Here is a 21,477-nt window from a genome sequence, read left to right on the forward strand (position 1 = left end):
ATGGACTCCGGTTTCTTCTACTTCGGTTCAAAGAAACTGCATCTGGGGCGACATTCTGAGTTCAAGTGCCTAGGAACCTCTCACCAAATGGCTCCCTCTCTTTAAGGATTGATCCTCATACTCTTCCCCTTCACGGCATTTAGATATCGATTTGTACTTGTTATTTTATCCACTTTCCCTGTTAGAAGTCAATCTTTTTGCGAAACTTTTTCACCATTGGGCTCATTCTTTGCATATGATAATAAAAAATACGTTATTTTTATGCTTTTTACGTATGAAAACGGGAGGGGTAGCTTCTATGGGACGGTTTTATCGCTATAAACTTCCACCCTGGTGTCGTCACTGGCTGTTTGTTATCGAAAAGTGTACGTTACCAATATTGATCTTTCAAATCATTCGAACTTTATTATTCCCAACCACATTTGATGTGTTCTTACTCGGCATATTAGTTGGACTGCTTATCGCTTTTCAACTCGAATGGATTTAGCTTTCTTCCTGTTCTTGTTGAATGTACGTACGTGTTTGCTCGAGCTGTTCTTCAATTTGTAGTGCATTATTTAATACAAAATAAGACCGCTCAAGTTTCTGTACACGAAACGGTTGCCCATCTTCTCGGGCACCATTTACATATCGCTCAATTTGCTCCATATAATGATCAGGTTGAAGCAAATAGATAGCCAGCAAACTACGTTCACTATTCTTTAAGGAAAACTGGTCTTCATAAGACGAGAACGTAGATGTTATTTGCTCAATTGGCGCGTCATGATAGCGCATGACTTGCCAAAAATAAGTAGTTAGGTCATGCATCGGATGATTAATCGAAGCACGTTCCCAATTTAAGACATAAGGTTGATTGTCATCATACAAAAAATGAGTCGGCTTAAGTTGATTATGACTTAAAGCATGTCGGAACGTTTTATCTTCCTCAATATCATCTAAAAATCGGTCGCACCACTCTGCACTTTTTTGAAAAGCATACATGACATTACGAAAATGCGTGCAAATCTGGAGTTCGAAGGGTGGCATATAATGACGTTTTTCAAACTGTGTAACAGCATCCTCTAGGCGTTCACGCCAACCCTCTAATTGCATTTTTTGGTGTTCGATAAAAGGTTCAAAGTCTTCTCTTTTTACCGTTTCAGTATGAGATGTACGCCTATGGATCTCCCCCATTGTTGAGTATAAAGCCTCGAAAGGATACGGAGGCGTATCACGATGAGGTGTATCAATCCAAGGCATCGCATAATAAATCCCCGTTTTGTTTCGGACAAATAGTTGCTTTTCTGACGTCATATATAGAGGAATAAAAGATTGTATTCTATGATTTTTAGCTTGCTCATACACTTCAAGCCAATTATAGACAGTTTCATCCGTCAAACGAGAATGCTTAACCGCAACATCTCCATAGTGTGTTCGAACTTTATATACTCTAGAAGTGTAAGCTTCATAATCTAACATACTCAAACCGTAGTAAGCTAACACCTCTTTCAGGACATCTTTCATTAACACTGCCCTCCTAATTGAAAAAGCGAGAAAGGATCCCTTTCTCGCTTATCATACTTATTGTTTCGTCGGGATATATAAAATTTGGCCAGCTGAGATATCTTCATCGCCTAGTTTATTCACTCTACTTAGATGCGTTGGCGGTACCTTATATCTTTGGGCGATTGTGCCAAGAGTATCTTGCTCTTGTACAATACACATCTTCATTTTTGCATAAGGCTCTTCTTCTCTTTGGAACATTGAGGTTAGGTAGCGAGCATCTGGTGCTTCTTCATCATCAGAATCCGAGGCGCTCTGTTGTTCCTTAACCTCTATCTCATCTCGACTTTCATCTTCCTCGTAATAATCTGATGACTCCTCTTCATCATCCTGATCTTCTTCTTGCTCATGACCAAAGAATTCAGCAAAGGATTGAGATTTCTTTTTAAAGTTCCAGCGACCTTCTTCATCCTCTTCTGCTGTATCAGAAGTTTCCTGCGTTGTTTCTTGAACAGGTTCTACAAACTTTTGGTCGATCGAAAAGCTTTCTTCTAATTCATCAGCCTGTTCTGTTGCAGAATCACGTTCTTCTACCTGTGAATTCTCAAACGAACGCTCTTCTTGCACTCCATGAATGGCTACAGTTGCATTGAGCTTCAGGTGCCCTTGTTCAGGTAACTCATAGTCAAAAGAGTCGATACTTACCGTTACGTCTTCTAACGATTGAATACGGTGTTTCGGAATGGATACTTCGACCGGGAAACGATGATAAAACTCGCTCACCCCATCTTCATGCGTATCAATATTTTCGATCGTACGTTTTGATGCATGATCACGTAAGGAAAGCACTTGAGCTTCTTCATCACTTTCACCTTCAGCGCTTTCTGATTGAAAATATTCACCTGCTAATTCAATGACACCACGAATGGACACAGTATCATCATTTTCCTGAATTGCAATATCAGGTTCTAACGAAATGCCCATGAATTCGTCAACTTCCTGTCCTCTTTTAAACCAAAGGGACTCATTCAAATGAAACGAAAATACATTCTGATCATCGTATGTCAAATCCTTTTCCTCCTTTCAATTCCATACAGGACCTTTCGATCTTTTATGTCCTTACAACTATATGAGGGAGGAAGTCCATTTATGACTATTGAACAGGTGAGGGCTTCTTTTTTAGGCTTTAGGGATTGTGGAAAAAATAGAAGTTATTCAGCAAACTGGTAGGATTGTTGAAGACTTGAAACTGAGAGGAGTCCGTTGCTGTTGAATAAATTGTTGCGGTCAGTGAAACGGCAAGCCTGTTGTTGCCCCACACGACGTGGGGTAGTTCTACGTTGCCACATGATGTGGCGGTTTTAGTAGAACCTCCATTGTATAGCCTCCTCGTTCCTGCGGGGTCTCGTCTTCCCTTTGTTACCACGACAGTTTGCCGTTTCCTTCCCTCCACGCGATTATGGAGACTAACGGACCATAATTCAGCTTTCCCACCTCATATTGCTTGGAAATCATATTCAGAGAAGTTGCTCAGACCCTTGTCATGATAGGCTTATACTACCTGGAATCAGAACATCCTCTCCCTGAACTACGGCGGTTCCGTTAGTCACCATTCGGCAAAGGTGGGCTGTGGAACGGGTTGACTCCTCCGGTAGAAAGGGCGAGCGAGATCCCGCAGGAACGAAGTGACGAGGAAGCTCGATCGGTCTTCCGGGGAAAGCAACCCGTTCCACAGCCCGCCGATCTGCACAAAAGCAACGGAACCATACGCACATTATCTCGATTCCAAGTCTTCCACAATAGGGGGCTTCTGTGGAATAAGTATAAAAAAACGCCCAGGAAGTCCCTAGGCGTTAAATAGCTATTTCGCAATTCGAGCAAATGCTTTTTGAGCAGCTTCGATCGTTTTTTCGATATCCTCATCTGTGTGCTTCGTAGATAAGAATAACCCTTCAAATTGAGCTGGTGGCAAGTAGATGCCTTCTTGAATCATTTCCTGATAAAACTTCGCAAAGAGGTCGGTATCAGCTTGTTTCGCAGTATCGTAGTTATAAACCCCTTCACTTGTGAAGAAGAACGCAACCATTGAACCAGCACGGTTTACGGTTAATGGAATACTGTTGTCCACTGCCGCTTGTGTGAAGCCTTCTACTAAACGATCGACTTTACGGTTAATTTCATCATAGGATTCTGGTGTAAGAGCGCTTAACGTCTCATACCCCGCAGCCATAGCAAGTGGGTTACCAGAAAGTGTACCTGCTTGATAAATCGGTCCAGTTGGAGCAATCATCTCCATAATTTCTTTTTTACCACCGTAAGCTCCAACAGGAAGACCACCACCAATGACTTTCCCAAGACAAGTCAAGTCAGGTGTTACACCATAAAAGCCTTGTGCACTATTGTAGTCAACACGGAAACCTGTCATAACCTCATCAAAAATTAATAGAGATTTATGCTCCTCTGTAATCTTACGAAGTTCAGGTAAGAAATTATCGTTCGGAGGAACAACACCCATGTTTCCTGAAACAGGCTCAACAATTACACCTGCAATATCATCACCGTACTCTTCAAAAGCGTAGCGAATGCTCTCAAGGTCATTGTAAGGTACTGTAATCGTGTTTTTGGCAATACCTTCAGGAACTCCAGGAGAATCTGGCAGCCCTAATGTTGCTACTCCTGAACCTGCCTTAATTAAAAGCGAGTCACCATGGCCATGGTAGTTCCCTTCGAATTTAATGATTTTGTTTTTCCCTGTATATCCACGAGCTAAGCGTAAAGCACTCATAGTTGCTTCTGTACCCGAGTTTACCATGCGAACCATTTCAATTGATGGCACGCGATCAATAACAAGCTTTGCTAGATCATTTTCAAGCTTGGTTGGCGCACCAAAACTTGTTCCTTTTGCAGCCACTTCATTTAAACGACTTACTACTTGATCATCAGCATGACCTAAAATAAGTGGGCCAAAGCTTAGCACATAATCAATATACTCATTGCCATCAATATCATAGATTTTAGATCCTTTGCCGCTCTCCATAAAAAGTGGATCCATTTCTACTGATTTAAAGGCACGTGCGGGGGAGTTCACCCCACCCGGCATATATTGAACTGCTTCCTGAAATGCTTCTTGAGATTGTTTGAATTCGCGCACATTACCACTCCTTTATTGTTGAGATAAATATTTAGCTACATCTTTTGCAAAGTACGTAATGATTAAGTCAGCTCCAGCACGCTTCATGGATGTTAGCTTTTCAAGAACGATTTCTTCTTCGTTCACCCAGCCATTTTGTGCAGCTGCTTTAATCATGGAATATTCACCACTTACGTTATAAGCAACGATTGGAAGTGGAAAACGATCTTTCAGTTCACGCATAATATCCATATAAGAAAGACCCGGTTTTACGATTAGGAAATCCGCTCCTTCTTCCTCATCAGATTGCGCTTCTCGAATAGCTTCTAAACGGTTTGCAGGGTCCATTTGATAAGCACGGCGATCCCCAAATTGAGGTGAGCTATGCGCTGCATCACGGAACGGGCCATAAAAGGCAGATGCAAACTTCACTGCGTAGGACATGATTGGTGTATTTACAAACCCTGCTTCATCTAACCCCTTACGAATCGCTGCCACAAAACCATCCATCATATTAGAAGGGGCAATGATATCTGCACCAGCTTTCGCTTGGCTTACAGCTGTTTGTGCAAGCAGTGTTAAAGATTCATCATTTACGATCTCACCATCACGTACCACTCCACAATGTCCATGATCTGTGTACTGACATAAGCACGTATCAGCAACAACCGTTAGATCTGGCACATCCTGCTTAATTTGACGAATGGCTTGTTGAACAATGCCTGTCTCACAATAGGCTTGAGATCCAACCTCGTCTTTTTCTTTTGGTACACCGAACACAATAACTGAACGAATGCCTAGACCGCGTACTTCTTTCATTTCTTCAGTTAGATAGTCAAGCGAAAGGTGGTAAACTCCCGGCATTGATTGTACTTCTTTTTTAATTCCTTCACCTTCTACCACGAAAATCGGATAGATTAAATCTTGTGTTTGCAGATGTGTTTCGCGTACAAGTGCTCTCATAGATTCTGTAGTACGTAATCTGCGATGTCTTTGAAATTGTAGATCTTTCATATGTATCTTATCCTTTCTAAGGGGGGATTTAACCCTCATTGTGACGTTTTTGATAAGCTTCCAATGCTTCTATCATTCCTTCGATAGAAAACGTGTGTGGAATGATTACACGGTTAAAACCATATGCTTTTGCTTCTTGCTCTGTTGTAGGACCTATACATAGACATGGCTTAGACAGTGTATCATCCGTTATGGCACCTTCTCCAAGAGAACAAAAAGCCCGAACTGTCGAAGGACTGGTAAATGTCAAAACATCTAGTGAATGAGATGTGAGTTCCTCTTGCAATCCATCTTTTATTTTAACATTTACATGCGTTTCATACACAGTGACTGTTTCCACTCTATGACCCTTATCCTTTAATTCATGGGCTGCCGTTTGTTTGGAAAGGTTCCCTTGAACTATTAAGAGAGAAGTAGACTTTTTAGCCATTTCTGAGAAGGATTCACCTAGTTGCTTTCCAGTATATGTTTCAGGAACGAAATCCGCTGAAAAGCCATACTGTAAAAGCGATTGAGCTGTTTTATCGCCCACAACAGCAAATCGTTTTTGACTTAAACATGATTGGTCTATTCCTAGTTCCTCTAGCCAATCAAAAAAATATCGAATTCCATTAGAACTAGTAAACACTATCCATTCATAACCATAAACTTGTTCCAGTTTTCGTTTGGTTGTCAGATCATTGGATCGTTGAAACACAAGAAGCGGAATTTCAATAGAAATTCCGCCTCGCTGGGTAATCATATCTGTAAAGGGCTTCGCTTGTTGTGATTCACGGGTCACAAGTATTCGCATTCCCTCTAGCGGAAGCATTATTGGTCAAGCTCCTCTTTAGCTTCTTCAATGATCTTAGCACCGCCACGATCAATGATCAGATTCGCGGCTTCACGGCCAACTTCTACAGAATCTGTACCACGTACCTGCTCGGTTAAGATCGTAGTTCCATCTGATGTACCTACCATAGCTGTAAGGACAATTTCATCCCCATCAAGATAAGCATATCCACCGATCGGTACCTGACAACCACCATTTAATAGATCTAAGAATGTACGCTCAGCAATCACAGTACGATACGTGTACTCATGATTCAGTTCATTAAGAAGATCACGTAATTCACTATCATCCTCACGACATTCGATCGCAAGCGCACCTTGTCCAACGGCTGGCACACATACATTAGGTTCTAAATATTCGGTGATGACATCATCTGACCAACCCATACGTTTTAGACCAGCTGTCGCAAGGATAATCGCGTCATAGTCTTCTTCCTTTAACTTGCGAAGACGTGTGTCAATATTCCCGCGAATCCATTTAATTTCAAGGTCAGGGCGTGTTGCTTTAATTTGCGAGCCACGGCGTAGACTGGACGTTCCGACAATTGCACCATTTGGCAGATCTTTAAGCAGTACATTATCATTTGCAATATATGCGTCACGATGGTCTTCGCGAATAGGAATACACCCTATTGTTAGACCTTCAGGTGTTTCAGCAGGCATGTCTTTCATGCTGTGAACAGCCATATCAATTTCTTTATCAAACATGGCTTGTTCTATTTCTTTTACGAATAATCCTTTTCCGCCTACTTTAGAGAGCGTGACATCAAGAATCTTATCACCTTTTGTTACGATTTTTTTTACTTCAAATTCATATGAAGGAGCAATGCTTTTCATTTGCTCGATAACCCAATTGGTTTGAGTTAATGCTAGTTGACTTTTTCTTGTACCTACGACAATTTTGCGCATCGGAGTGCCTCCTGACCTTTATAGAAAGTGAAAGTTTGACAATGTGCCAAATAAAAAGAAATTTACGAGTAAAAATAGAAATGCGCCGGTGTTATAAAGGGCCATTGTTCTTCCTTGATACCCTTTCACAACACGCATAAATAAATAAACTAAGTACACCATTAAAACAATAATGGAACCAACTGTTTTTGAATCAATGATATACACCGTATCTCCTGAAACATATCCCCATACAAAACCTAATAATATTGCAATGAGAAGTAAGGGGACTCCAAGTACCACAGCGATATACGATAATCCATCTAGTTGTCCTAAATCCCCTAATCGCATTAAACGTTTGCTCCATTTTTTCTCTTTTAATAAACGATATTGTAGTAAATACATCACCGAAAAAATACAAGAGAATGTGAAGAAACCATAGGATACGATGGCTAGGGTGATATGGGTTACAAGTAACTCACTCACAAGTCGAAGCGCCTGTTCTGTTGCATCGTGCTGCGCCCGCGAAAAGATGTGTAGCATCATCATAAAGAATCCTAAGACATTCGTGAAGAACACAAAGAAATCCACGCGAAACAAACGGTTGATGACTAGTGAAAATGTTACGAGAATCCATGAGTAAAAATAAAGTCCATCATAGATTGTGGCTATTGGAAAATTCGAATTCAAAAGCATCTGGCTCAATAAAAAAAAGGTTTGTAGAACCCAAACCATAGAAAGTAACCAGAAGGCAACGCGGTTGGCCTTCCGGTTATTTTGAATAAAATCTATAAAATACCCGATCAAACTTAAGCAATAAACCATAATGATGAGTTCATAAAGCCATTTTAATTCGAACATAAAGGAAATTCCCCTTTTAATTAGTTACGTTCGGAGCAGTCTGAAAGGATAATTTCCCATCGCTCTCCAGGATGGCTTTTTGACTTTTCGCTTGTTGTTTTTGCAGTTCTTGTTGAACCTCTTCTTCAATACCAAAGATCTGTTTAAACATCTCTAATTGTTGTTCAGCGTTTGGATCAGCTGCATATTCTTTCGCTTGAAGAATAGGTTGCTTAAGCATTTGATTGATAATACTCTTCGTGTGTTTATTCAGTACTTTCTTTTCACGCTCAGTTAAGTCTGGCATTTTTCGTTCAATGCTTTCCATGGTTTCAGACTGAATATTGAGCGCTTTATTGCGAAGTGCTGATATAACTGGCACGACACCAATCGTTTGTAACCACTCTTTAAACGTTACAACTTCTGCTTCAATCATCAATTCAATGGCCTCAGCTGCTTCTTTACGAGCTTCAAGGTTTGCATCCACAATCCCTTGTAAGTCATCGATATCATATAAGAATACAGAATCAAGGTCATCAAGTGATGGATCAAGATCACGTGGAACCGCAATATCAACAAGGAAAAGCGGACGTCCTTTACGCTTTTTATGCACAGATTGCAAGGATTCTTTCGTAATCACATAATCACTTGCTCCGGTTGAACTAATAAGAATATCAGCTGTTTCTAATGTATCATTTAAATCTTGCATCGATTTAGCCTGTCCATTAAACTGAGCAGCAAGCTCTTGCGCTTTTTCATAAGTACGGTTCACAACCGTTACTTTCTTCACACCAGAACCGTGTAAGTTTTTCGCTGCAAGCTCACCCATTTTTCCTGCACCAAGAATGACAACATGTTTATTTAACAGATCGCCAAAAATCTTTTTGGAAAGTTCCACGGCAGCATAACTTACAGAAACCGCATTTTCACCGATTTCTGTTTCTTTATGGGAACGTTTTGCTAACGTCACCGCTTGCTTAAATAGTTGATTAAACATTGTGCCTGTCGTATTCGCTTCTTGAGCCTGTAAGAAAGACTGCTTCATTTGGCCAAGAATTTGCGTTTCTCCAATGACCATAGAATCAAGGCCACATGTGACTCTAAATAAATGCTCTATAGCTCCATCCGCTTCATACATAGATAGGAATGGAGAGAATTCTGCTTTATCAATCTGGAACCAATCAGCTAAGAACTGCTTAATGTAATAACGACCTGTATGAAGTTGATCGACAACAGCATAGATTTCTGTTCGATTACAGGTTGAAATAATTACATTTTCTAGCACACTTTTCTGATGGTTGAGGGATTTCATAGCTTCCGTCACATCATTCTCAGAAAATGTAAGCTTTTCACGAATTTCAACAGGGGCCGTTTTATAATTTACACCTACAACTAATACATGCACAACTTCACACCCCCAACAAACTTAAACCTTCGTTCTTTTTTATCATCTTGTTTCATTATAACATGGGAACGTAGCCCTTTTTTATAAAAAATGTGAACAGTTATTGAAACGTTATGATACGATATAGCTAAATGTATATTGATCTATCCTTATAAATAATACCGTTAGTACCTTAACATAACGTACCATTACAATCAAGAACACCGCTTTCATTACAGCAGGATAGGAGGCCCTCTTTTGAAAAAACAACACACCTTTACTGGCATTTTACTGATCGGAATTGGTGCATATTTCATGTTGAAAGAACTCGAAATCCCAATTATTACGAATTTTTACTCTTGGACAACCATTTTGATGATCATTGGTGTCGCCCTACTTCTACATAGCTATATTGCCAATGAATATGAAACCATCTTTATAGGAGCCATACTGTTGGGCTTAGGTATCCATTTCCATGGCATGCAAACCTATAGTTTTTGGCTTCAACACTGGGGGATGTACCCTTTAATCATCGGAATTGCCTTTCTATTACGGTACCAAAAAACCAAACATGGCCTGTTTCCGGGACTCATTTTAGTCATTATTGCATTATTCGCCATGTTTGTATCCAATAAGCCTGAATGGTTTTACTGGGTTACGGTTGTTGTAAACTTCATCGAAACCTTTTGGCCGCTGATTCTAATTGCGATTGGTTTATACATATTATTGTTCAAAAAGAAGTAAATTATCAGTCTTTATGTAACGCCTGATCCATTATCAGGCGTTTTTTAATGGAATTTTTTGATTAAAAGAACCCCCTCACCAACTAAGGAAAGGGGGGCAGTTCAGTTCTAATTATTTTAAGTGTGCGTAAATGGCTTTCCACGCATCATCTTTTCCTTCGCCTGTTTCGGCAGAGAAAGGAATGACTGTATCTTCTTCTTCAAGCTCTAAGACTTCGATAATACGCTGTAAGTGCTTGGCTCTTTGACCTCGTTTAATTTTATCTAGTTTTGTAGCAATAACCGTTATAGGTAGGTCAAAGTGTTTCAAAAAGTCGTACATCATCACGTCATCTTTCGTTGGATCATGACGAATATCGATGATAAGAACGGCCATGTTTAAGTTTTCGCGTTCTGCGAAATACTCTTCCATCATCTTGCCCCATTTTTCCCGTTCCTTTTTAGATACTTTAGCGTATCCATAGCCAGGAACGTCTACAAAATAGTAAGCATCGTTAATCTTATAAAAGTTTAACGTTTGTGTCTTACCAGGTTTGGATGACGTACGAGCTAAGGCCTTACGTTGAATAATCTTGTTAATAAATGAAGACTTCCCCACATTCGAACGACCTGCTAATGCAATTTCTGGCAGGGGTTCAGTTGGATATTGCTTCTTACTAACGGCACTTATGACAAGCTCCGCCTGATTGACTTTCATGATTTCTCCTCCACTAATGCATGCTTTAATACTTCGTCTAGATGTTCAACCGGGATATACTTTAATCCTTCTCGTACACTTTCCGGAATGTCTTCTAGATCTTTTTCATTTTCTTTTGGCATGATTACCGTTGTTAAACCAGCTCGGTGAGCACTTAACGATTTCTCTTTTAATCCACCAATAGGTAGAACACGTCCGCGAAGTGTAATTTCTCCTGTCATACCTACTTCTTTCCGCACAGGACGTCCTGTAAGAGAGGACACAAGCGCTGTAGCCATTGTAATTCCTGCTGAAGGTCCATCTTTTGGTGTTGCCCCTTCTGGAACGTGAATGTGAATATCATTATTCTCACTGAATTCTGGATCAATGTTTAATTCTTCTGCTCTTGAGCGAATGTAACTGAAGGCAGCTTGAGCGGATTCCTTCATGACATCTCCAAGTTTACCAGTTAAGGTTAATTTTCCTTTTCCAGGGTACATTGAAACCTCAATAGAGAGCGTGTCTCCACCTGCTGTTGTATAAGCTAATCCGGTAGCTGCTCCTATTTGATCTTCTGTTTCTGCCTGTCCATAGCGGAATTTAGGCTTCCCTAACAATGTTTCTAATTGTTTTTCCGTAACGACAACACGCTTTTTCTCATCAGATACGATGAGTTTAGCAGCCTTACGACATAAGGATGCAAGTTCACGCTCTAAACCACGAACGCCTGCTTCACGTGTATATTGGCGAATTAACTTCAATAATGCTTCTTCACGTACTTGCATATGGCTCTTCTTTAAACCATTTTCTTTAAGCTGCTTAGGTAGCAAATGCTCTTTTGCAATATGCAGCTTTTCTAATTCCGTATAACCAGCAATTGAGATGACTTCCATTCTGTCTAATAATGGTCCAGGAATGGTAGTCATGTTATTCGCAGTTGCAACGAACATAACGTTGGATAGATCGTACGTTTCTTCAATAAAATGGTCGCTGAAATTACTATTTTGTTCAGGGTCTAATACTTCTAGCATCGCAGAAGATGGATCGCCACGGAAGTCACTCGCCATCTTATCAATTTCATCTAGAAGAAACACAGGGTTGATCGTTTCTGCTTTCTTCATCCCATTGATAATCCGACCTGGCATAGCTCCAACATACGTACGACGATGTCCGCGAATTTCAGATTCATCACGAACGCCTCCAAGAGAAGCTCTGACAAAATTTCTATTCATAGATCGTGCAATTGAGCGAGCTAGAGACGTTTTCCCGACACCAGGAGGCCCTACTAAGCATAGAATAGGTCCTTTAATGGATTCTGTAAGTTTTTGAACAGCTAGGTATTCAAGAATACGTTCTTTTACTTTTTCTAGACCATAGTGATCTTCATCTAAAATATCCTCTGCACGAGGGATATCCAGGTTGTCTTCTGTTTCTTCCACCCATGGCAGTGCGATAAGCCATTCAATGTAATTACGAATAACAGAGCTTTCAGCAGAACTACTTGGGATTTTTTCATAGCGCTCTAACTCTTTAAGAGCTGTTTCTTCAACACGCTCTGGCATATTAGACTGGTCAATCTTTTCTTTCAACTCTTCTACTTCACCAGATTTTCCGTCTTTTTCGCCAAGTTCTTTCTGAATCGCCTTCATTTGTTCACGCAAGTAGTATTCTTTTTGGGTGCGCTCCATAGAGGTTTTTACACGTTGACTAATCTTCTTCTCAAGATGAAGCACTTCTTTTTCATTATTAATAATATCGATAATGTGCTGTAGACGCTCTTTTACATTCGCCATTTCAAGCACTTCTTGTTTATCTTTAATCTTTAATGACAAATGAGATGTTACAATGTCTGCTAAACGTCCTGGAACCTCGATGTCTTTAACAGAAGCAAGTGTTTCATCACTGATTTTCTTCGAGACTTTTATGTACTGCTCGAATTGTTGGAGAAGATTACGCATAAGTGCTTCCTCTTCTACTTTATCTCCATGTTCCTCTTCAACATTTTGTATTGCAACTTTGAAGTATTCCTCTTCGTCTAAATGCTCTTGTATCTCTGCTCGGTTAAGCCCTTCCACTAAAACACGGATCGTTCCATTTGGAAGCTTGAGCATTTGTTTTATTTTCGCTAACGTACCAATTTTATAAATATCTTCTTCCCCAGGTTCATCAACACTTATTTCCTTTTGGGCAGCAAGAAAAATGATATTATCTTCTACCATTGCTTTTTCAACGGCATTAACAGATTTATCTCGACCCACATCTAAATGCATAACCATTGATGGGTACACTAATAGACCACGTAATGGTAGGAGGGGGATGTGAATGATATTATTTTCAGCCATAATTCTGACACCTCCATATGTATGCCATATACCCTATTACAAGAAAAGATGAGCGCACTCCAACACATTAGGAACAGATTCTCTAAAAACCATAAGCCAATCTGCCTATTCGAGGATAATTCAATACCTTGTGAGCTAACTCATAAATCTTGCATGTGATATGGTTCTTTAAAAGTATAATGAAAACAAAAATCTTTGTAAAATGTTTCATTTCTCCTAGATGGTTTCATGAAAATTGTTTAAGTCAGTTTTAGAGCGATAAAAACTGACTTAAACTCCCTCTTAAAGGCTTTGTGATCGATTTTGAAAAATTCGTTTCTCTTTCAACAATGATTGAATATCTCCAGCTAAACTTAATGTTAACGCTTCTTGAATATGTTTAACAGGTATTATTTGGATACCTTCAATCTTTTCGAACATCTCTTGTTTATTGTCGTATGGAATAAGGACTTTCTTCGCTCCAGCTCGTTTGGCAGCTTTCACTTTAGCCATTACCCCACCAACGGGTTTAACATGTCCATGAATACTGATTTCACCTGTAAGAGCTACATCTTGCCTAACCGGAATTTTGTTAATAGCAGAATAAATACCTAAGGCCATTGCCACTCCTGCAGAAGGACCATCGACCGGTACTCCACCAGGATAGTTAACATGAATATCATATTCATGAGCAGGAACACCTAATGACCTTAATACCGTTAGCACATTTTCAATAGACCCTTTTGCCATGCTTTTTCGACGAATCTGTTTGCTTTGATTGCCAATGCTTTCTTCTTCAGCAATACCCGTGATATTAATAGTACCTTGTTGATTGGTTGGAAGTACGGTTACCTCTATTTCTAATAGTGCACCAGAATTCGGCCCAAATACAGCTAAACCGTTCACTACTCCAACTTGATCTTCTGCAAATACCTTTTTCTCGTATCTTGGTTCTAATTGCGAAGCATCTACTACCCATTCAATATCAGCCTGCGTAACCGTATCACGTTCTGCTTTTTTGGCTATACCAGTAGCGATTTGAATCAAGTTTACAGCTTCACGGCCATTACGAGCATATCCTGCTAAAGCTTCTAATGCTTTTTCTTCGACTTTGAACTGAATCTTCTCAGCAGCTCTCTTCGCAACCTCAATCACTTCTGATTGTTCTAGACCTCTAAAGAATACCTCTAAACAGCGTGAACGGATGGCTGGAGGGATTTCTTCAGGCGTACGTGTTGTAGCTCCAATAAGTCGAAAGTCAGCAGGAAGTCCTTTCTTGAATATCTCATGGATATGTAAAGGAATTTGTTGATTTTCCTCACTATAGTATGCACTTTCAAAATATACTTTGCGATCTTCTAATACTTTTAACAGTTTATTCATTTGAATCGGATGAAGCTCACCAATTTCATCAATGAAGAGCACACCGCCATGAGCATTTGATACAGCCCCCTGTTTGGGTTGCGGAATCCCTGCTTGCCCCATTGCACCTGCGCCTTGATAGATCGGGTCATGTACAGAGCCAATCAGGGGATCTGCAATGCCTCGTTCATCAAAACGTGCAGTTGTTGCATCAAGTTCAACAAATACAGCATCTTGCTTAAATGGTGATTCTGTATATTGTTTAGCTTCCTCTAAGACAAGCCTAGCTGCAGCTGTTTTCCCTACTCCTGGAGGTCCGTACACAATAACATGTTGGGGGTTCGCACCACATATAGCGGCACGTAATGCCTCAATCCCATCTTGTTGTCCTACTATATCTTTAAAGGAACGGGGACGCACCTTTTCAGATAGTGGTTCAGATAAAGAGATTTGCCTCATTTTACGTAGTTCACTTAACTCTTTTTTCGATTCACGATCAATCGTTACTTTTTGCGTTCGTTGATTCTTTAGTAAGTTCCAAAAATAAAGCCCAATAACAACCCCAAAGAACAATTGGACAAAAAGGGCAATACCAGCTAATGACATGAAGATTCCTCCTGTACCTATGCGAGCGCGCTCGAAAAGTTGTAGTAGAATAGCTACTTTTCGTTAACATTTCGAACAACCTCAATAATCTTTAATGTTATCAGCTAGTATCTCCTCAATTGGCCACATTAAACACAACTCGACTAAATCTCAGATAAGAAAACAAGACATTCACCAAGATGATGAATGTCGAGGCCAGTCTTCCACTGTAAAACAAAGAAATCCTACCAATCATCGGCAGGATTTCTTTAGTGAAAGTGTTCCTTTTTAGGAACCTTTTAAAGATACCTTTATTTAAGCACTTTCTTTAGGTGTTTCATTTTCATCTTTAACCGTACCATCACTTAAAACTAACTTTGGACGACCGTTGTCCTTTGTAACAGTATCATTTGTGATAATACATTTTTCAATATCTTCACGAGATGGCAATTCGTACATTACATCTAGCATAATGTCTTCAATAATGGAACGAAGACCACGTGCACCTGTCTTACGTTCAATTGCTTTACGTGCAATTTCACGTAATGCTTCCTCTTCAAACTCTAGCTCTACTGAGTCGATTTGGAACAGCTTTTGATATTGTTTAACTAATGCGTTCTTCGGTTTCGTTAGAATCTCAACAAGAGCATCTTCATCTAGTGGCTCTAGTGCACCGATAACAGGAAGACGACCGATGAATTCAGGGATAAGACCATAACGTAGTAAGTCCTCTGGAAGTACTTTCGTTAGAGCTGTACCTTTATCTAGGTCCTCTGCACCTGGGTCTTCAGAACCGAAACCAATAACTTTCTTACCTAAACGACGCTTAACGATTTGTTCAATACCGTCAAACGCTCCACCCACAACGAACAACACATTGGAAGTATCGATCTGGATGAATTCTTGATGAGGATGTTTTCTACCACCTTGAGGAGGTACACTTGCAACAGTTCCTTCAAGAATTTTTAGAAGGGCTTGTTGTACACCTTCACCAGCTACGTCACGTGTGATAGATGGGTTCTCAGATTTACGAGCTACCTTATCAATTTCATCAATATAAATGATACCTTTTTCAGCTTTTTCAACATCATAATCAGCTGCTTGAATTAGTTTAAGCAAAATGTTTTCAACATCTTCACCAACATAACCGGCTTCTGTCAGAGATGTTGCGTCCGCAATAGCGAAAGGTACATTTAAAATACGCGCTAATGTTTGTGCTAGTAATGTTTTACCACTACCCGTTGGTCCAAGCATCAAGATGTTACTCTTAGAAAGCTCAACATCATCTGATTTCTGGCCTGCATTAATACGTTTATAGTGGTTATAAACTGCTACAGATAAGGATTTCTTTGCCATATCCTGACCAATGACATAATCATCAAGAATTTCATTGATTTCCTGAGGCTTTGGAACTTCTTTGAATTCCACTTCCTCTTCGTTACCAAGTTCTTCTTCAACGATTTCTGTGCAAAGTTCAATACACTCATCGCATATATATACGCCAGGTCCAGCAACTAATTTGCGGACTTGATCTTGTGTTTTTCCGCAGAAAGAACACTTCAATTGTCCCTTCTCTTCGTTAAATTTAAACATGTTTTCACCTCACAAAGTATATGGTACCTAATCTATACATAGTCACAAAAGAGCGTGCTCAAAATGTAACTCCTATTGATCTGGAGCTTTTTGTTTTTAACATGGGTCATGCGCAACAGAATTTCTTCTGTTAGTTTACCCGAAATGATTTGAACAAACTCTAAAACGTGTAAACATTATGTGCCTTTCCAGTATCATATCAAAATATAAATGGTACGAAAAGTAAAAGGGGTCATGTTCTAAACAGTACTTAATCCATATGTATTCATTATGTACATGTGTATGTTAGAAGTCAACTTTAGCTTAACATGATACACCTAGTGTATGTAAAGCATCAGCTTATGTTGAGAACCTTATCATATTTTTCTCAAAAACACACGTTTTTATAATTCATTTTGGGAGAAAACGTTCCCATGAATATTTAAAAACAAGGCGCGACATATCGCGCCTTGTTTATCTACATTATGCAGTCTTGCTTTCAGCAACAAGGAAGTCAATCGCTTTTTTGATCTTAAGATCTTCTTTAACAGCGTCCGTGTTACCACCTAGCATCTGTTTCAAGTTATCGATATTTGTCTGATACATAGAAGCCATGTTCTCAAGCTCAGCGTTAACGTCTTCTTCTGTTACTTCGACGTTTTCCGCTTCAGAGATTGCTTCTAATACAAGGTTTGTTTTAACGCGTTGTTCAGCATCATCTTTCATCTGTTCTTTAAGTGCGTTTTCATCTTGACCTGTGAACTGGAAGTACATTTCCATAGTCATCCCTTGCATTTGTAGACGCTGCTCAAATTCTTTCGTCATACGGTCAAGCTCAGAATCAACCATAGCTTGAGGTACGATAATTTCAGCATTGTCTGTAGCTTTGTTTACAAGCTCTTCACGCTTAGCGTTTTCAGCTTCAGTATTTTTCTCTTCTTGAAGACGTGCTTTTGTTTTCTCTTTAAGCTCGTCTAATGTTTCTACTTCTTCATCTACATCTTTAGCAAACTCATCATCAAGTCCAGGAAGCTCTTTTGTTTTGATTTCGTGAACTTTAACTTTGAATGTAGCTTTTTTACCAGCTAGCTCTTCAGCGTGGTATTCTTCAGGGAAAGTAACTTCTACTTCTGTTTCTTCTCCAGAAGATTTACCTAGTAGCTGCTCTTCAAAACCTGGAATGAATGTGCCAGAACCGATTTCTAGAGAATAGTTGTCTGCTTGTCCACCTTCGAATGCTTCGCCATCAACGAAACCTTCAAAGTCCATTACAACTGTATCGCCGTTTTCAATCGTTCCTTCTTCTTTTACAACAAGTTCAGCTTGCTGCTCTTGTTGTTTCTTTAATTCTTCTTCAACGTCTTCATCCGTAACTGTTGTATCTTGTGCTTCTACTTCAAGACCTTTGTAGTCGCCAAGTTCTACTTCAGGCTTCACAGTAACTTTCGCAGTGAAAATTAAGTTTTTACCTTTTTCGATCTGCTCAACATCTACTTCTGGACGATCTACTGGGTTAATACCCGCTTCTTCAACAGCATTTGAGTATGCTTCTGGAAGAATGATGTCTAGTGCATCTTGATAAAGAGATTCAACGCCGAAACGCTGTTCGAAAATTGGACGAGGTACTTTACCTTTACGGAAACCTGGTACCTGTACTTGTTTTACTACCTTTTGGAATGCTTGATCTAGAGCACGATCAAATTCAGCAGAATCAACTTCTACTGTTAGTTGACCTTCATTGCCCTCTAATTTTTCCCATTTTGCAGACATGATTTTCCCTCCAAAATCTATTTAATAGTCATTTTGTATGTTTGTTGTAGTCTTTTCTAATTTGTAAGAAAGACACTCTCTAAATTGCAACCACTATATTATAACATAATATTGTATGCTTTCAATACTCATAGATATGTAGTTTCTTATGCCTATCACGATTCATCCAATACGGAGAAATAGTTCGCTTCATAGTACTCAATCTGTTGCTTCCATAAATCCACTTCTTTTTGCGATCCATAGTTTTCAAGTGGAAATGGATAATGGTCTAGTTGTAAGTATGAAGTTCCTAATTCGAAAAACGCCTTTGCAAGTGATGGTGTTTCTTCATCTGTTGGCATAACCGGAAAACGCACATACATATATCGAAATAATAGTTGCTGAATAAACTCATATAAAGTTGGATTATCCTGCTCAACTGGATCTAGCAAATTTAAAATTTGCCTTGAAGATGGATGTGATAAGATATCATCTAATTTTGAAGGATTCACAACTTTGGTTTCACCAAGTTTCGTTACCTCCACATTTCGTTCTACCTTTTGTTCTTGCATCCATTGAAGCATTGCCGTTTTAATAACAGGCTGTATGTAATCTTTTTTCAGGAAAGGTACAAGTTCATTGATGTAAGGATGGATATCTTGTTTTTTCAACTTAGATAAACATCTCCATTGTTTTTTCGCATCCTTCGAATCAAGTGATGCAATAAACTCATCAATATCTTCTATGTATTCTGCGCTACTTTCATCTTCTTTAAGTTTTTTCGTGATGTCATATAATTGCCAGAACTGTTTTCTTACTTCCTGAGGAATTTCCTCTGATTCGAACACTTCGTCTAAGAGATCTAACAGCTCCTGATATTGACTGGTTTGAAATAAAACCGTTAAGTAAATATGTAGATATTGAAAGTAATTCCCCTCATCTTCTTTCATAAGCTCTCTACATATAGTTTCCGCTTCTTCATAACGTCCCAGTTCCATTAGGCAAATCAACTTACCTGTCATAACTTCAGAATTCGCTGCCTCAAAAGATATAAGCTGCTCAAAATGTTCTAAAGCTTCTTTATACTTTTTAGCTTGAAGCGCAGTTCGACCTTTTTGCTCCAGGGAAGATTTCCATTTAGGAAACATGACTACATCCGCTTTGTTCTCTGTCATAATCTACCCTCCTTTTTATCCAATTTTGAATAATGTACACATAAACCAGTCTCCTCTTTTTTGTCTCTACCTATACAAACATCCCCTATATTTTAGGGGCAATTATATATATCTAATCTCTTACAACCGTACCATAACTTTATTGATAAGCAAACTTTTAAGAGTTGGAATAATGAAATCACACTCGATCTATTTTTTGAAATCTTACAAACATTTTTGGAACCATAAAAAAGTTGGAGATACAAAGTATAAATCTTTGTATCTCCAACTTGTTATGAACGTCCCAGGAGAGATTCGAACTCCCGACCCACAGCTTAGAAGGCTGTTGCTCTATCCTACTGAGCTACTGGGACATGTTCAAGATTATTTATTTGGTTATGTATGGAGCGGGTGATGGGAATCGAACCCACGACATCAGCTTGGAAGGCTGAGGTTTTACCACTAAACTACACCCGCATAATAAATCCTATGCTTACTACAAAAAATGTTTCTTGTTTTATTAATTTTTTGTCCTTATCGTTTCAAGCGAACAAGAATTATTATACGAACATATGCTTCAAATGTCAATGGGTTCAGGCAGAAGTTTTTTATTCTTCTGCCTGAAGTGAAGTTTCTACCGTCATTGAAGGAATTTGTTCTCCTTCAGCATTAAAAAATTCAACTTTAACATTGGATTTTCCATTCCATGAAGCAATTGCATAAGTCTTCTCTGTTATACCTCTTGGCAGTCGAATGGATCCTGGGTTAATGAATAATCGATTATCTACTTTTTCAGCAGCAGCCATATGAGAATGACCGAAGCAGACAATATCCGCTCCAACTTCTTCTGCTCTATAAGATAAAGGCATCAACGTCGTTTTGATACGATATAAATGACCATGAGTTGCTAAGAATTTCATTCCAGCAACATCTAGATCAATATCTTCTGGGTAACGATCATCAAAATCACAATTCCCTCTAACCTTCTGATAATCTTTCATTTCATCCGCATCAAAATCCAGCTCAGAATCACCGCAGTGAATCATTGCATCGACTTCATCCTCATGCCTTTCCTTAACCGTTTGAACTTCATCTGTCAGTCCATGACTATCACTTACAATTAAAACTTTTGGCACGCTTATCACTCCTTACTCAGATTGACTTAACCAACCTTCTAATTGTTTAAGCGCGTTACTTCTGTGACTAATGCTGTTTTTTTCATCTGAGGAAAGTTGCGCCATGGTTCGATCAAAACCTTTAGGATAAAAAACAGGATCATAACCGAATCCGTTTTCTCCTTGAGGTTCAGCACCAATTTGACCTTCACATGTTCCTCTTTTATATACCGTTTCTTTCCCTGGTCTTGCTAATGCTAAAACACAAACAAAGCGTGCTTCACGGTCTTCTTTTCCTTCAAGCTCATTTAACACTTTTTGAAGGTTTGCCTGATCATCTTTCTGCTCCCCAGCATAGCGAGCAGAATACACACCCGGGCGTTTGTTTAAAGCATCTACTTCTAAACCAGAATCATCTGCAAGAACAGGAACTTGTATAATGTCTGAAATCGTTTCTGCTTTTAATCGAGCATTTTCTTCAAATGTTTCCCCAGTCTCTTCTACATCAGGCAGAGTTTCATCCAAATCATTCATAGCTATAGTCTCAATTCCGTATTTCGAGAAAAGCTGACGAAACTCCCTAATTTTCCCTTCATTTCCCGATGCAATTACAATTTGGTCCATGCCTCTT

General features: G+C 39.3%; 18 protein-coding genes, 2 tRNA genes and 1 other annotated feature (1 of these 21 only partly in view). Of the genes, 2 read left to right on the top strand and 18 right to left on the bottom strand.

Translation table 11 applies throughout. From position 1 onward, the window contains the following. Positions 1-143, bottom strand: a binding site (T-box leader); it reaches 81 nt to the left of the window's first position. A gap of 155 nt (positions 144-298) precedes the next feature. Then, positions 299-487, top strand: a complete 189-nt coding sequence (locus tag GS400_RS14510; RefSeq protein ID WP_160102948.1) for a hypothetical protein — start codon at positions 299-301, stop codon at positions 485-487. On the opposite strand, the gene GS400_RS14515 is transcribed toward GS400_RS14510, so the two are convergent. From GS400_RS14515 to hemA, 8 genes are all read right to left on the bottom strand, one after another. Further along, positions 484-1,503 (bottom strand): phosphotransferase, encoded by a 1,020-nt coding sequence (locus GS400_RS14515; RefSeq protein WP_160102950.1) that lies wholly within the window; start codon positions 1,501-1,503, stop codon positions 484-486. The two genes, GS400_RS14510 and GS400_RS14515, sit on opposite strands and share 4 nt — an antisense overlap. Before the next feature lie 57 nt (positions 1,504-1,560). Next, positions 1,561-2,550 (bottom strand): stage VI sporulation protein D, encoded by a 990-nt coding sequence (gene spoVID / locus GS400_RS14520; protein WP_160102952.1) that lies wholly within the window; start codon positions 2,548-2,550, stop codon positions 1,561-1,563. Between the two features lie 793 nt (positions 2,551-3,343). Then, complete coding sequence (gene hemL, locus GS400_RS14525; protein ID WP_370519802.1) at positions 3,344-4,582, bottom strand: glutamate-1-semialdehyde 2,1-aminomutase; 1,239 nt, start codon at positions 4,580-4,582, stop codon at positions 3,344-3,346. A 63-nt stretch (positions 4,583-4,645) separates the two neighbouring features. Then, a complete protein-coding gene (gene hemB / locus GS400_RS14530) occupies positions 4,646-5,626 on the bottom strand; it encodes a porphobilinogen synthase (RefSeq protein ID WP_160102956.1) in 981 nt (326 codons plus the stop codon). Positions 5,627-5,654: 28 nt separating this feature from the next. Then, on the bottom strand, positions 5,655-6,437 hold the full coding sequence (locus tag GS400_RS14535; protein ID WP_160102958.1) for a uroporphyrinogen-III synthase: 783 nt from the start codon (positions 6,435-6,437) through the stop codon (positions 5,655-5,657). After that, entirely contained in the window at positions 6,437-7,366 is a 930-nt protein-coding gene (gene hemC / locus GS400_RS14540) for a hydroxymethylbilane synthase (RefSeq protein WP_160102960.1), read from the bottom strand. Before hemC ends, GS400_RS14535 begins: the two co-directional genes overlap by 1 nt. An 18-nt stretch (positions 7,367-7,384) precedes the next feature. Further along, positions 7,385-8,206, bottom strand: a complete 822-nt coding sequence (locus tag GS400_RS14545) for a cytochrome C assembly family protein (RefSeq protein ID WP_160102962.1) — start codon at positions 8,204-8,206, stop codon at positions 7,385-7,387. 16 nt (positions 8,207-8,222) lie between these two features. Beyond that, positions 8,223-9,590, bottom strand: coding sequence for a glutamyl-tRNA reductase (gene hemA, locus GS400_RS14550; protein WP_160102964.1), 1,368 nt, complete (start codon positions 9,588-9,590; stop codon positions 8,223-8,225). A gap of 237 nt (positions 9,591-9,827) precedes the next feature. On the opposite strand from hemA, the gene GS400_RS14555 reads away from it, so the two are divergent. Next, positions 9,828-10,313, top strand: a complete 486-nt coding sequence (locus GS400_RS14555; RefSeq protein WP_201450110.1) for a LiaI-LiaF-like domain-containing protein — start codon at positions 9,828-9,830, stop codon at positions 10,311-10,313. A 111-nt stretch (positions 10,314-10,424) separates the two neighbouring features. Here the strand turns inward: GS400_RS14555 and yihA are convergent, their stop codons facing one another. The 10 genes from yihA to GS400_RS14605 all read right to left on the bottom strand — a co-directional run bounded on the left by yihA (position 10,425) and on the right by GS400_RS14605 (position 21,470). After that, positions 10,425-11,009, bottom strand: a complete 585-nt coding sequence (yihA, locus tag GS400_RS14560; protein ID WP_160102966.1) for a ribosome biogenesis GTP-binding protein YihA/YsxC — start codon at positions 11,007-11,009, stop codon at positions 10,425-10,427. Then, positions 11,006-13,330, bottom strand: coding sequence for an endopeptidase La (gene lon / locus GS400_RS14565; protein ID WP_160102968.1), 2,325 nt, complete (start codon positions 13,328-13,330; stop codon positions 11,006-11,008). The genes yihA and lon overlap by 4 nt, the downstream gene beginning before the upstream one ends. A gap of 282 nt (positions 13,331-13,612) precedes the next feature. Continuing rightward, positions 13,613-15,277 carry an ATP-dependent protease LonB gene (lonB, locus tag GS400_RS14570; RefSeq protein WP_160102970.1) on the bottom strand — a complete coding sequence of 555 codons (1,665 nt, stop codon included), beginning with the start codon at positions 15,275-15,277 and terminating at the stop codon, positions 13,613-13,615. A gap of 294 nt (positions 15,278-15,571) precedes the next feature. Next, positions 15,572-16,849 (bottom strand): ATP-dependent protease ATP-binding subunit ClpX, encoded by a 1,278-nt coding sequence (gene clpX / locus GS400_RS14575; RefSeq protein ID WP_160102972.1) that lies wholly within the window; start codon positions 16,847-16,849, stop codon positions 15,572-15,574. Positions 16,850-17,311: 462 nt separating this feature from the next. Beyond that, positions 17,312-18,598, bottom strand: a complete 1,287-nt coding sequence (tig, locus tag GS400_RS14580; protein WP_160102974.1) for a trigger factor — start codon at positions 18,596-18,598, stop codon at positions 17,312-17,314. Positions 18,599-18,753: 155 nt separating this feature from the next. After that, positions 18,754-19,752, bottom strand: coding sequence for a tetratricopeptide repeat protein (locus tag GS400_RS14585; protein WP_160102976.1), 999 nt, complete (start codon positions 19,750-19,752; stop codon positions 18,754-18,756). A gap of 279 nt (positions 19,753-20,031) precedes the next feature. Next, positions 20,032-20,105, bottom strand: a tRNA-Arg gene (locus GS400_RS14590). A 29-nt stretch (positions 20,106-20,134) separates the two neighbouring features. Next, positions 20,135-20,208, bottom strand: a tRNA-Gly gene (locus GS400_RS14595). Between the two features lie 131 nt (positions 20,209-20,339). Continuing rightward, the gene (locus tag GS400_RS14600) at positions 20,340-20,867 is read right to left on the bottom strand and encodes a metallophosphoesterase (protein ID WP_160102978.1); all 528 of its coding nucleotides are present in this window, start codon (positions 20,865-20,867) and stop codon (positions 20,340-20,342) included. A 12-nt stretch (positions 20,868-20,879) separates the two neighbouring features. After that, on the bottom strand, positions 20,880-21,470 hold the full coding sequence (locus GS400_RS14605; protein ID WP_160102980.1) for an XTP/dITP diphosphatase: 591 nt from the start codon (positions 21,468-21,470) through the stop codon (positions 20,880-20,882). Positions 21,471-21,477: the final 7 nt, after the last annotated feature.

The organism is Pontibacillus sp. HMF3514 (assembly GCF_009858175.1).
Taxonomy (GTDB): Bacteria; Bacillota; Bacilli; order Bacillales; family BH030062; genus Pontibacillus.